This is a genomic window from Bradyrhizobium sp. 482_C4_N1_8, assembly GCF_052075965.1.
GTDB lineage: Bacteria > Pseudomonadota > Alphaproteobacteria > Rhizobiales > Xanthobacteraceae > Bradyrhizobium > Bradyrhizobium barranii.
This window is the reverse complement of record NZ_CP197231.1, coordinates 835,654-848,403: the sequence shown is the minus strand read 5'-3', so window position 1 is coordinate 848,403 and position 12,750 is coordinate 835,654. Positions and strand designations below refer to the sequence as shown.

Annotated in this window: 10 protein-coding genes; 8 read left to right on the top strand and 2 right to left on the bottom strand. The window is 66.0% G+C overall.

The genetic code is table 11. From position 1 onward, the window contains the following. The first annotated feature begins 107 nt into the window (after nt 1–107). The 3 genes from AB7Z56_RS03980 to AB7Z56_RS03970 all read left to right on the top strand — a co-directional run bounded on the left by AB7Z56_RS03980 (nt 108) and on the right by AB7Z56_RS03970 (nt 3,768). Entirely contained in the window at nt 108–1,223 is a 1,116-nt protein-coding gene (locus AB7Z56_RS03980; RefSeq protein WP_063986041.1) for a winged helix-turn-helix domain-containing protein, read from the top strand. A 158-nt stretch (nt 1,224–1,381) separates the two neighbouring features. Beyond that, entirely contained in the window at nt 1,382–2,602 is a 1,221-nt protein-coding gene (locus AB7Z56_RS03975) for an MFS transporter (protein WP_063980724.1), read from the top strand. Between the two features lie 11 nt (nt 2,603–2,613). Further along, the gene (locus tag AB7Z56_RS03970) at nt 2,614–3,768 is read left to right on the top strand and encodes an acyl-CoA dehydrogenase family protein (protein WP_063980723.1); all 1,155 of its coding nucleotides are present in this window, start codon (nt 2,614–2,616) and stop codon (nt 3,766–3,768) included. A gap of 204 nt (nt 3,769–3,972) precedes the next feature. Here AB7Z56_RS03970 and AB7Z56_RS03965 read toward each other — a convergent pair whose 3' ends face one another. Next, nucleotides 3,973–6,138: a putative bifunctional diguanylate cyclase/phosphodiesterase gene (locus tag AB7Z56_RS03965; protein WP_063980722.1), complete on the bottom strand. Its 2,166-nt coding sequence runs from the start codon at nt 6,136–6,138 to the stop codon at nt 3,973–3,975. 468 nt (nt 6,139–6,606) lie between these two features. Between AB7Z56_RS03965 and mepA the strand changes: the two genes are divergently transcribed. The 5 genes from mepA to modC all read left to right on the top strand — a co-directional run bounded on the left by mepA (nt 6,607) and on the right by modC (nt 10,750). Beyond that, nucleotides 6,607–7,551 carry a penicillin-insensitive murein endopeptidase gene (mepA, locus tag AB7Z56_RS03960; RefSeq protein ID WP_441256167.1) on the top strand — a complete coding sequence of 315 codons (945 nt, stop codon included), beginning with the start codon at nt 6,607–6,609 and terminating at the stop codon, nt 7,549–7,551. 342 nt (nt 7,552–7,893) lie between these two features. Then, nucleotides 7,894–8,397 carry a hypothetical protein gene (locus AB7Z56_RS03955; RefSeq protein WP_063980720.1) on the top strand — a complete coding sequence of 168 codons (504 nt, stop codon included), beginning with the start codon at nt 7,894–7,896 and terminating at the stop codon, nt 8,395–8,397. Nucleotides 8,398–8,590: 193 nt separating this feature from the next. Continuing rightward, nucleotides 8,591–9,376 (top strand): molybdate ABC transporter substrate-binding protein, encoded by a 786-nt coding sequence (gene modA, locus AB7Z56_RS03950; RefSeq protein ID WP_063980719.1) that lies wholly within the window; start codon nt 8,591–8,593, stop codon nt 9,374–9,376. Nucleotides 9,377–9,389: 13 nt separating this feature from the next. Next, a complete protein-coding gene (modB, locus tag AB7Z56_RS03945; protein WP_028148288.1) occupies nt 9,390–10,085 on the top strand; it encodes a molybdate ABC transporter permease subunit in 696 nt (231 codons plus the stop codon). 2 nt (nt 10,086–10,087) lie between these two features. Continuing rightward, nucleotides 10,088–10,750: a molybdenum ABC transporter ATP-binding protein gene (modC, locus tag AB7Z56_RS03940; RefSeq protein ID WP_063986040.1), complete on the top strand. Its 663-nt coding sequence runs from the start codon at nt 10,088–10,090 to the stop codon at nt 10,748–10,750. Nucleotides 10,751–10,952: 202 nt separating this feature from the next. On the opposite strand, the gene AB7Z56_RS03935 is transcribed toward modC, so the two are convergent. Further along, nucleotides 10,953–12,746 carry a potassium/proton antiporter gene (locus AB7Z56_RS03935; RefSeq protein ID WP_063980718.1) on the bottom strand — a complete coding sequence of 598 codons (1,794 nt, stop codon included), beginning with the start codon at nt 12,744–12,746 and terminating at the stop codon, nt 10,953–10,955. Nucleotides 12,747–12,750 lie beyond the last annotated feature (4 nt).

The window sequence follows — 12,750 nt, the reverse complement described above, 5'->3', positions numbered from 1 at the left end:
GGTGGACCAATGTTCGCGGCTTAGTTTTCGGGAGCGAAGGCCTATTCTCCACGGATTATTGCTCCCGCGCCCTCGGAGAATAGAGGGCAGGCTTGGAGAATGGTGCCATGCGCTATTTCTTCGAGGACTGTGCGTTGGACACCGAGCGGCGCGAATTGCGGCGCGGGCTCGATGTGGTGCCCACGACACCCCAGGTTCTCGATCTGCTCGAACATCTGATCCGCAGCAGGGATCGCGTCGTCAGCAAGGACGATCTCGTCAACGCGATTTGGAATGGCCGGATCGTATCCGATGCGGCGCTGACGACCCGGCTGAACGCCGTCCGGCGCGCGATCGGTGACTCCGGTCAGCAACAACGTCTTATCAAGACATTTCCACGCAAGGGCTTTCGTTTCGTGGGCGCCGTGCACGATGAGGATCGGCAACCAGGAACCACGGCAGCGGTTACGATCCCGGTTGCCTCTGCACACGCTGTTGGCGAACGGCGATCCGCAGGCTGGCTGGAGGACCTCAGAGGCCGTTTGAAGCTCGTCGGCAGCGTGCTGGCGTCGGTCGCCGCCATCGGCGCAATTGCCGGTGGCGTTGCCGGATACTGGAATGCCTGGAAGACAGTCCGTACCGACGCACAACGGGAAGCTCAAAATATCCAGCCACAGCCGACAGTCAGGCCCGAGATCGCGCCTCGCCTCTCTCTCGTCGTGTTGCCCTTCGCCAGCCTCAACGACGGTCCGGCGCAGGACTCCTTTGCCGACTTGATCTCGACAGGCTTGACGACCGATCTCGCGCGAACGCCCGCCACTCTCGTTGTTGGACGCGACACCGCCTTGACCTACAAGAAGAAGGTGGTCGATCTGCAGCAGCTCGGGACGGATCTCCGCGTCCGCTGGGCCGTGCGGGGCGCGGTGAGACGCAACGGAGACCAGGTGCGGGTCAACGTATCTCTGACCGACCTTCAGACCGCCCGCGACATCTGGTCGGATAGGTTCGACGGCGACCTCGCAAACCTGGCCGTCTTGCAGGATACCATCGCAGCGCGGCTTCTCTGCGTCGCACACTTGCACCTCCGTCAATATGAAGAAGCCCTCCAACAGTGCAGCCGCTCCCTCAATATGACCGGCACGGATTCTGAGGCCTACATGAGCCTGATCTCGGCGTACGGGTGGCCGGGGCAAATGGAACGGGCACGCGGGGGCAGCGAAACCGCGGCACAAGACACATCCTAAGTCGGTGTTGCGGTGGCCCATGGCGCATGCCGACGCTCAAGGCGCTGCAAGGTAACGAGCTCTGTACCCGCGCATTGCGCGTAATCTTGCCCTCGGCCGACAGATGGGCCACCATCCCGCGCGCACCATCAACAAGAGCAAAAGCGCAGAGGAAACGGATGAGCAAGCCGTCAGGGTTCGACTATGGCTGGGTCGTGGTCGCTGCGGGAGCGCTGATGACCTGTGTCGGCTTCGGCACGATGCTGTCGCTTGCGGTCTTCCTGCAGCCGATCTCCGAAGCGATGGGCTGGTCGCGCGCGGGCGTGTCGGCGGCGGCGACGCTGGATTTCCTCTGCATGGGCGTTGCCGCGTTCTTCTGGGGCACGCTGTCGGACCGGTTTGGCACCCGCATCGTGGTGCTTGCCGGAAGCCTGCTGCTGGGCCTCGGTCTCGTGACTGCGAGCCAGGCAACCAGCCTATGGCAATTCCAGCTTTTCTTCGGCGTGCTGATCGGCGTCGCCGCCGGCAGCTTTTACGCGCCGATGATGGCGCTCGCGAGCGCCTGGATCGAAAAGAACCGCAGCCTCGCGGTGGCGCTGGTCTCTGCCGGCATGGGCGTGTCGCCGGTGACGATCGCGCCGACCGCAAGCTGGCTGATCACGGCCTATGACTGGCGCACCGCGATGCTGGTGATCGGCTGTGCGGCGTGGGCGCTGCTGATCCCGGCCTGCTTCCTGGTGCGGCCGGCGCCGCAGGCGGCTGGCCCGGCGAGCACCGACGCGGCACCGGAGATCGAGCTGACCGCGGCGCAGGCGCTGCGCACGCCGCAATTCATCGCGCTCGCAGCCGCGCATTTCGCCTGCTGCGCGGCGCATTCCGGTCCGATCTTTCACATGGTGTCCTATGCGATGGTGTGCGGCATCGCCCCGCTCACCGCGGTGACGGTCTACAGCGTCGCCGGCGTCTCCGGGCTCGGCGGACGCCTGCTGCTCGGCGCGGCAGCCGATCGCATCGGCGCCAAGCCCGTGCTGGTCGGCGGCCTGTTCGTGCAGGCGATGTGCATCGTGACCTATCTCGCGGTGGCGCAGCTCGGCGAATTCTACGCGCTCTCGGTCGTGTTCGGCCTCGCCTATGGCGGGGTGATGCCGCTCTATGCCGTGCTGGTCCGCGAGTACTTCGGCGCGCGCATCATGGGCACCGTGTTCGGCGCGGTGTCGGCCTTTGCCAGCCTCGGCATGGCGCTGGGTCCGTGGGCCGGCGGGCTCGTGTTCGACAATTTCCAACGCTACACATGGCTGCACGCCGGCTCCTTCGCGATCGGGCTCGCCGCCGTCGCGGTGGCGCTGAGTTTTCCGACAAGACGCAGGCAATCGCTCGACCTCGGCCGCGCTGCGGCCTGACGAGGTGACGCATGAACAGGCCGCAAGGCTTCGATCTCGTTGAACGTGCCCGGGCAATCGCGCCACTGATTGCGCGCGAAGCGGACGAGATCGAGCGCTCCCGTCGGCTGACGCCGACCGTCGTCTCGGCTTTGATCGAGAGCGGGCTCTATCGCGCGCTTTTGCCGCAGAGTCTCGGCGGTGCGGAAGCCCCCATCGAAACCTTCATGCAGATGCAGGAGGAGATCGCGAAGGCGGATGCCTCGACCGCATGGTGTCTCGGCCAATGCAGCGTCTGCGCGATGATCGCGGCTTCGCTCGACCACGACATTGCGCGCGAGATCTTCGACAGGCCGCCCGGCATCCTCGCCTGGGGCGCGATCGCGCATGAGGCGCGTGCGGTCGAGGGCGGCTATCGCGTCACAGCGCGCTGGGATTTTGCCTCGGGCTCGCGGCAGGCGAGCTGGCTGGGGGCGCATGTCCGCATCGTCGGAGCCGACGGGACGCCGCGGAAAAATGCCGACGGCTCGCCAGAGGTTCGCACCATCCTGTTTCCGGTTGCGAGCGCGGTGCTGCACGACGTCTGGCAGGCGATCGGGCTCGCCGGCACCGGCACGGATTCCTATGAAGTGAGCGACCTCTTCATCCCCGAGCGTTTCACGGCGTTCCGTGACGTGCCGTCCGCGCTGCGTGAGACGGGTCCGCTCTACAGGATCGGCACCGGCTCGACCTTCAGCCTCGGCTTTGCCGCGGTCTCGCTGGGCGTCGCGCGCGCGACGCTGGATGCCGCCATTGCTTTGTCGCGGGCAAAGCACCAGTCGCTGGCAGCGAGCGCCATGCGCGACAACCAGGCTGTCCAGGGCCTGATCGGCCGCACCGAGGGCGACTTACGCGCTGCGCGCACCTATCTCTATGCGACGGCGAATGCGATGTGGCACGACCTCTGCGCGACCGGCCAATTCAGCCCGGCGCATCGCAGCGCCGTTCGCCTCGCCGCGACCTGGACCATCCATCAATCGGCCAAGGTAGTCGACGCCGCCTATCACATGGCCGGCGCGACTGCGGTGTTCCGCAGCAATCCGTTCGAGCGGCGCTTTCGCGACATGCACGCGATCGCGCAGCAGATCCAGGCGCGGGATACGCATTATGAGGATGTGGGGAAGGCGATTTTGGCGGAGGGACGCTGAACTACAGCCGCAATGACGCTGCGCTCCCTCGCCCCGTTCTTACGGGGCCGCGACGAGCTTCGCTCGCGCTGAGAGGGTTGGGGTGAGGGGCATCTCTCCACACGGGCGGTCGTTGAAGGACCTGTACCCCCTCACCGGAATCCGCGCTACGCGCGCATTCCGACCTCTCCCCGCAAGCGGGGCGAGGTAAGGGGCAGCCCCGCCTTACGCCACCATCGCAGCCTTCTCGTCACCATCGATGCCGCGCTGGGCGGCGAGCAGGCTGATGATCTCGGCGTTGGGCCGGGCCTTGCTGAACAGAAAGCCCTGGCCCTCGTCGCAGCCCTCGGCCCGCAGGCAGCTCAGCTCGGCTTCGGTCTCGACGCCCTCGGCGGTGATGGTAACGCCAAGGCCTTTGCCGAGGCTGACGATGGAGCGGATGATCGCCTGGGCCTCGCGGTTGGCGCCGAGATCGCGCACAAAGGACTGGTCGATCTTGATCTTGTCGAAGGGGAAGCTGCGCAGATAGCTGAGGCTGGAATAGCCGGTGCCGAAATCGTCCATCGAGATGCGGACGCCGAGCGCGCGCAGCGCATGCAGCGTCGCCAGCACCTGCGCGCTCTTTTCGAGCAGCAACGTCTCGGTGATCTCGAGCTCCAGCCGCCGCGCCGGCAGGCCGGAATGTTTCAGCGCGTCCGTGACGACCGAAAGCAGATTGCCGCTGCGGAACTGGAGCGGCGACAGGTTGACGGCGACGCGGACATCGTCAGGCCAGGTCGCGGCGTCCAGGCACGCCCGGCGCAGCATCAAGCCGCCGAGCGGATTGATCAGGCCGGTTTCCTCGGCGACCGGAATGAACTCGGCCGGCGAGACCATGCCGCGCTCGGCATGCGGCCAGCGCACCAGCGCCTCGAAGCCGGTGATGCGGCCGCTCTGGAGGTCGATCAGCGGCTGATAGTAGGGCCGCAGCACGTCGTTCTGGATCGCGTCGCGCAGCTCGACCTCGATCTTGCGCCGGCTCTGCGCCTTGGCATCGAGCGCGGCCTCGAAGAACGCAAAGGTGCCGCGGGCATCGGCCTTGGCGCGCGACAGTGCCATGTCGGCGCTCTTGAGCAGCTTTTCGGAATCATCGCCGTCGCCGGGCGCCATCGCGATGCCGATGGAGGCGCCGATCACTACGGAATGGCCGTCGAGCAGATAGGGATCGGCGATGGCTTCCAACAGGCGTTTTGCCAGCATCACCGCGTCCTCGGGACGCGTCAGCCCGCTCTGCACGATCGCGAACTCGTCGGAGTTCAGCCGCGCCAGCGCGTCCTCCTCGCGCAAGGTCGAACGCAGCCGCTTGGCGACGCCGCGCAGCAGCTTGTCGCCGACCGCGTGTCCCAGCGTGTCGTTGACCGCCTTAAAATTGTCCAGCCCCAGCATCAGCAGCGCGACCTTGTCGGAGCTGCGCCGCATATGCAGCAGCATCTCGTCCACCTGCTGGCGCAGCAGATTGCGGTTCGGCAGGCCGGTCAGCCCGTCATGCTGGGCCATGAAGGCGAGCCGCGCCTCGGCGCGCTTGCGTTCGGTGATGTCCATCAGTGCGAGCAGCACCGCGGGCCGGTCGGCATAGGTCAATTCGCGGGAATAGATCGCAAGGTCGATCAGCGCGCCGTTGGCCTTGACGTGCTTCCAGGTGCGTGCGGCCTGCTCCTCGCTGGAGCGATCGGTGGTCCAGGGCGGCTCGCTGTCGAAAGCCTGCAACGAGCGGATCTTCAGCTTCTCGAATTCGGCACGGCTATAGCCGTAATGGGAAATCGCGGCATCGTTGACGCCGAGGATGCGCTCGTCGTCGAGCGCACAGACGATCATGGGGACGGGATTGCCGTCGAACAGCAGGCGGAACGAGGCCTCGCGCTGCTTCAGCTCGGTGATGTCGACGCGCAGGCCGACCACGCCGCCGTCGTCGGTCAGCCGCTCGTCGATCAGGATGACGCGGCCGTCCGCGAGCATCTGCTCGTGGCGCGCGCCGGGCTGATAGAGCTTTTGCAGCCGCTCGGCGATCCACTCGTCCTCGTGGCCGGCCGCCTCGGGATAGTCGCCACGCGCGACGCCGATGCGCAGCGTGTCCTCGAGGCGCGCGCCTTCCTCGAACAGATCGGCGGTCTTGCTGTAGATCTCGGCGTATTTCCTGTTCCAGAGCACGTAACGGCCTTCGGCATCGAGAAACACGATGCCTTGCGGCAGGAGGTCGATGGCCTGGCGCAGGCGCTCATGGGATTTGCGGGCCTCGGCAATCGCCGCCTCCGCCTCGGCGCGGCGGCGCAGGAGTTCGTCGCGTTCGGAAACGGATTGAGGCGCGCGCGCGAAGCGCGGCTTGCGCGGCTGTCGGCGAGCCCGGGCGAGCACGCCTCCCTTTCGCTTTGTTGTTTTTCGAAACCCCAAACTCAACTTGATGCGTCCCAGTCGCGCCCAGTGGCCGCAAGTTTTGGGGCAAGTGTCTGAAAAAAAAGTAATCTTGGGTGGCTTGTCGGTCGGTCGCACAGTCTGGTGGCCGCAGAAAAGCAGCCCTCATTGCCGCTTTGCGCGGCGCGGCAGCGCCGCCGGGCGCGCCAAGCCCATCACATCGTCGTCATCGGAGAACGCGATGGCGCAAAATTGCGCGCTGCCTTGAATCATTTCCGAGATCGCGCGCGAATGCATACAGAGGGCTGGGAGCACGCCTCCCACGCACGAATTTTGGTCAATGCACGAGAGGGTTATCGCGTCGTTAAAAATCGGCCGGCCGCGCGTAGGGAACTGCGACTTTCGGACAATATTTCGGCCGAAGGACTGTTTCTTAACCCTGACGCCGCGTTGCGTTATAAGGATGACAGCATGAGTCCCCGCCGCCTCACCCCTCTCCTGCTTGTCATGACGTTCCTGACCGCCGGCGCCGCGCCGGCCCAGGACAAGGGCAGCGTCAACCCAAAACCGCTACCGCCGCTCGCCAACCCAAACGATCCCAGCATCGGCGCCAAGGAGCTGTTCGCGCGAAAGCTGCTGCCGTCGAAGGGAACGGCTCATGTCATCGGCTCCTACACCAAGGGCTGTATCGGCGGCGCCATGCAGATGCCGCTCAACGACGACAATTGGCAGGTGATGCGGCTGTCGCGTAACCGCAATTACGGTCATCCCGACATGATCGCGCTGATCAAGCGGCTCGCGGCCAGGGCGAATAAGGACGCGGGATGGCCGGGCATTCTGGTCGGCGACATCGCCCAGCCGCGCGGCGGGCCGGCACTGTCAGGCCATGCCAGCCATCAAATTGGCCTGGATGCCGACATCTGGCTGACGCCGATGCCGGACCGTCGTTTGTCACGCGAGGAGCGCGAGGACTTGTCGGCGGTGATGATGGTGCGCCAGGACCGGCTCGACATCGACCCCAAGGTGTTCACGCCTGCTCATGTGCTGGTGCTGCGCGACGCAGCGCAGGAGCCGGCAGTGCAGCGCATCTTCGTCAATCCCGCGATCAAGAAGGCGCTGTGCCGCGAGGCCAAGGGGGACCGCTCATGGCTGTCGAAAATCCGGCCGTGGTGGGGCCACGACTATCACTTCCACATCCGCATGCGCTGCCCGGCGGGCTCGAGCGAATGCGAAGGCCAGTCGTCGCAATCCGAGGACGAAGGCTGCAAGCCGTCCGACCTCGCCTACTGGTTCAGCGACGCCGTGCTGCATCCGAAGCCTCCGCCGGAGCCGCCGAAGCCAAAGCCGCCGATGACGCTGGCGCAGATGCCGGCGGCCTGCAAGGCGGTGCTGCACGCGGTGGATGCGAAGCAATAGGCGGCTGGCTGGGCAAGCTGCCGCCTCACCCACCGCTGTCGTCCCGGGGCGCGCGAAGCGCGAGCCCGGGATCCATAACCACAGGGAGCGGTGGTTGAGCGAAGCGGTAACTCCGAGTCTTCGTCAAATTCCTCCCTGGGGCTATGGATCCCGGATCTGCGCTCCGCTTCGCTGCGCTTATCCGGGATGACAGAGTCATTACTGGCTCCCATCCTCTGAAATGCGCTAGGATCGCCTTGCCGCTCTGCCGTAAGCTGAGCGGCCCTGTCGGGACGCGCATCCCGCCTTTCAGCAATGACCGCAAGCCCCGCATTGTTCGCGTGGCCAACGATGAGATTTGACATGCGCGTCCTCACCTTCCTCGCTGCGCTTTCGCTCAGTGCGACCTCCGCTCTGGCTGCCGAAGAGCCCAGCGGCTGCGACAAGTTCAAATGGCCGATCGAGCGTGAGCGCGCCGCGCTCACCGCGCCGGTCCGCGCGAAGCTCGCCTCGGGGAGCGAGCAGGCGGCCTTGCCGTCGTCGGCCATCACGCTGGGGCTGGTGGCCCCAGCGGACGCGAAGCTGCCGACGCCGCCGGAAAGGGCGCCGAAGGACGGCACCTTCGCGGGCTTCACCAGCATCAAGGCGCCGAAGGCCGGGCTCTACACCGTCAGCCTGTCCTCCGGGGCCTGGGTCGACGTGGTCCAGGACGGGCATTTCCTCAAGCCCGTGGCCTTCAGCGGCGCGACCGATTGCGACGGCATCCGCAAGACCATGAAATACGAGCTGTCGGCACAGCCTTTCGTGCTCCAGGTCAGCGGCGCCAAGGACAATTCCCTGTCGATCGCGATCCTGCCGGCACAATAAGTCGCTTGGTTGGACAAACGGCCGCCTTTGACCTGAAGGCTTAGCCTGCTATCTTCGCAGCTGCGATATCCCCGCCGGCCGTAAGTCGTTGCGGGGACACGTGGAACAGCGCTTCCGCCCGTCGCACGCCAACCCACCCAACGCCAGATTTGCGCGTACGTTCGCGCGCGCGAACTCGCACGGAGCGCATTCCATGATTCGTATTGCCGGACTTTTCACCGCTTTCGTCCTCCTCGCGAGCGCGAGCCTTTCGCCTGCCGCCGCTGAGGACAAGACCATCACCGTGTTCGCCGCCGCCTCGATGAAGAACGCGCTCGACGAGATCGACGCCGCCTACACCGCCAAGACCGGCGTCAAGTTCAGCGTCAGCTATGCCGCAAGCTCGGTTCTCGCCAAGCAGATCGAGCAGGGCGCGCCGGCCGACGTGTTCGTTTCCGCCGACACCGACTGGATGGACTACGCGATCTCCAAGAAGACCATCAACGAGCCGACCCGCGTCAATTTGCTCGGCAACAGCATCGTCCTGATCGCGCCGAAGGACTCCAAGATCGACAACGTCACGATCGCGCAGGGTTTCGACCTCGCAAAGCTCGCGGGCGACGGCAAGATCGCGACCGGCGACGTCAAGTCCGTGCCGGTCGGCAAATACGCCAAGGCGGCGCTGGAGAAGCTGGGCGCATGGCAGGCTGCGGAGCCGAAATTCGCCATGGCCGAGAGCGTGCGCGCCGCGCTGACGCTGGTGGCGCGTGGTGAGGCCAATCTCGGCATCGTCTATTCGACCGATGCCAAGGTCGAGCCCGGCGTGAAGGTCGTCGGCACCTTCCCGGCGGATTCGCATCCCGCGATCATCTATCCGGTTGCCGCGACCACCACCGCGAAGCCCGAGACCAACGACTATCTCGCCTTTCTGCGCTCGACCGCTGCCAAGACCATTCTGGAAAAATACGGCTTCAAGTTCCTGATCAGCCCGACGACTTGATATCTACGACTTGATGCTCGAGATCTCTCCCGCCGAATGGACGGCGATCCTGCTCTCGCTCAGGGTCGCCGTCATCGCCACGCTGGTCGCAACGCCGTTCGGCATTGCGCTGGCATGGCTGCTTGCCCGCCATGATTTCTGGGGCAAATCGGTGCTCGATGCGCTCGTGCATCTGCCGCTGGTGCTGCCGCCTGTCGTTACGGGCTATCTCCTGCTCCTCACCTTTGGTCGCAAGGGACTCGTCGGCGGATTTCTGGCCGACTATCTCGGTATCGTCTTCGCGTTTCGCTGGACCGGGGCGGCGCTCGCCTGCGGCCTGATGTCGTTTCCGCTGCTGGTGCGCCCGATGCGGCTGTCGATCGAGGCGATCGATCGCCGGCTCGAGCAGGCGGCCGAGACGCTGGGAGCGGCGCCCTGGAAAGTGTTCTTCACGGTGACGCTACCCCTGGCGCTGCCCGGCGTGCTCGCCGGCATGGTGCTGGGCTTTGCCAAGGCGATCGGCGAGTTCGGCGCGACCATCACCTTCGTCTCCAACATTCCCGGCGAAACCCAGACGATTTCGTCGGCGATCTACTCGCTGATCCAGACGCCCGATGGCGACGCGGCCGCGGGACGACTCGTGATCATCTCGATCGTGCTCGCGCTCGGCGCGCTGATCGCCGCCGAATGGTTCGCCCGCCGCGCCACGCAACGCCTGCACGGGAACTGACCATGCTGCGCGTCGACATCGAAAAACAGCTCGGCGAATTCTCGCTCTCCGCAACCTTCACCAGCGAAGGCCGCGTCATCGGCCTGTTCGGCGCGTCCGGTGCCGGCAAGAGCTCGCTGGTCAACATGATCGCGGGCCTGCTGCGGCCCGACCGCGGCACCATCGTGATCGACGGCGAGACCGTCGACGACACTGCCGCCGGCATCCATGTCCCGACCTGGCGCCGCCGCATCGGCTACGTATTCCAGGACGCGCGGCTGTTTCCGCATCTCAACGTCGCGCAAAATCTCGACTACGGCCGGCGGATGAACAGCCTCGCGCCCGATCCTGCCCAGCACAGGCGCATCATCGAGCTGCTCGACATCGGCGCGCTCCTTGATCGCCGTCCAGGAAAGCTCTCCGGCGGCGAACGCCAGCGCGTCGCGCTCGGGCGCGCGCTGCTGTCGAGGCCGCGCCTGCTGCTGCTCGACGAACCGCTCGGCGCGCTCGACGAGGGCCGCAAGCTGGAGATCCTGCCGTATCTGGTGCGGCTGCGCGATGAAGCCAATGTTCCCATGGTCTATGTCAGCCACGACGTCGCAGAATTGCGCCAGCTCGCGACGCAGATCGTGATGCTGAAGCAGGGGCGGGTGACATCGTTCGGCGGGGTGAAGGTGCTGACGTGAGGGGCGCTGACGACTTGCCGAGACACCTCGCCCCACCATCGCTGTCATGCCCCGCCTAGTGCGCAATTGCGCACGGGGGCGGGGCATCCAGTACGCCGCGGCTTCTCGGTTCAATCACAATCGTCTCGGATTACTGGATCGCCCGGTCAAGCCGGGCGATGACAGCGAGGTTGTGGCGGCGGCGCGCAAGCAATGGTGAGCGCTAAACCCCCGCCACCGACGTCCACAAATCCGCGAGCTTGCGCCGCAGCGCTTGCCGGCGCGTCAGCGGCGCGGGCGTCTCCTCGTCCTCCGGCAGACGCAGGCCGACGACGTTGACGCGGCCGCCGGAGATGCTGCGCGCAACCAGCACGATCTCGTCCAGCGGCAGCTCGGCGCCTTCCTTCGGCGCGCGATCGAGATGGACGTCGAAATAGTCGGCGAGGGTCAGCTTGCCGTCATCCTCGCCGACCTTGACGCCGTAGATCTCGGCAAGCTCGGCCAGCGTGTGCTCGCCGGAGACCATGAAGTCGCCGAGCAGATGCGGATCCGGCGCCGAGCTCGGCTGCATGTCGACGAAGAAGCGGTCGAGCGACTCGGCCTTTTCCGGCGGGGCCAGCAGATAGATGTAGTCGCCGGGCGCGATCGGATCGGCTTCTGTCGGGGTCAAAATGTTCTCGTTGCGGATGACCAGCGTCGGCTTGGACCAGGACGGGATCAGACCGCGGCGGAAATACAGGCTCTTGGGCCGCACCGGATAGCCGACGAGTTGCTGCTCGAGCTGGCCGGGCAGATCCAGCTCGACGCGGCGTGGACCACGCTCGGCGCGCGGCAGCGCCACGTGCAGCTTGCGCGCTGCCGGCGCCAGCGTCCAGCCCTGCAGCAGGAGCGAGATGATGACGACGACGAAGGCGACGTCGAAATAGAGATAGGCCTTCGACAGGCCGACCAGCATCGGGATCGACGCCAGGAAGATCGCGACCGCACCGCGCAGGCCGGTCCAGGCGATGAAGATCTTTTCGCGCCAGTTGAAGCGGAACGGCGCCAGGCACACGAACACCGCGATCGGCCGCGCGACCAGCATCAGGACGAACGCAACCCCGACCGCCGGCAGCACGCTCGTGCCGAGCCGGCTCGGCGAAACCAGCAGGCCCAGCAGCACGAACATCACGATCTGCGCCAGCCACGTCGCGGCATCCAGGAATGCCACCACGGAATTATGCGCGCGGGTCGGGCGGTTGCCGATGATGATGCCGGCGAGATAGACCGCGAGGAATCCGGAGGCGTGCATGATCTGCGAGCCGCCGAAGATCACGAGCGCCGCGGTCGTGACAAACGGCGCATGCAGGCCCTGCGGCAGCGCAACCCGGTTGAGCGCAACGACGACGAGACGTCCCCCGAGGAAGCCGACGACGGCGCCCAGCACCGCCTCCTGGATGAACTCCATCGCCACATGGCCCGCCGAGCTCGATCCCAGCGAGATGTATTCGACCAGCATCAGGGTGAGGAAGATCGCGAAGGGATCGTTGGTGCCGGATTCGGCCTCCAGCGTCGCGCCGACGCGCGGACGCAGGCGCAGGCCCTGGGTGTGCACCAGCAGGAACACCGCAGCCGCGTCGGTCGAGGCCACGACGGCACCGACCAGCAGCGATTCCGTCCAGTTGAGGTCGAGCGCGTATTTGGCGAACGGCGCCGTGATCAGCGCGGTCAGAAGCACCCCGACGGTCGCGAGCACAACGGACGGCGCGAGCACGGTGCGGATGCTGGCAAAGCGCGTCTTCAGGCCGCCGTCGAACAGGATCAGGGCCAGCGCCACCGAGCCGACCAGATAGGTGGTGCGGACGTCGTCGAACTGAAGCTGCCCGGGGCCAGAATCGCCCGCGAGCATGCCGATGGCAAGGAAGACGAGCAGCAGGGGCGCGCCGAAGCGCAGAGCAAGCAGGCTCGACAGGATACCGGCCATGACGAGGACGGCGCCGAGCAATATGGCGAGGCTGACAGAGTCGAGGGAAGCCATCCAC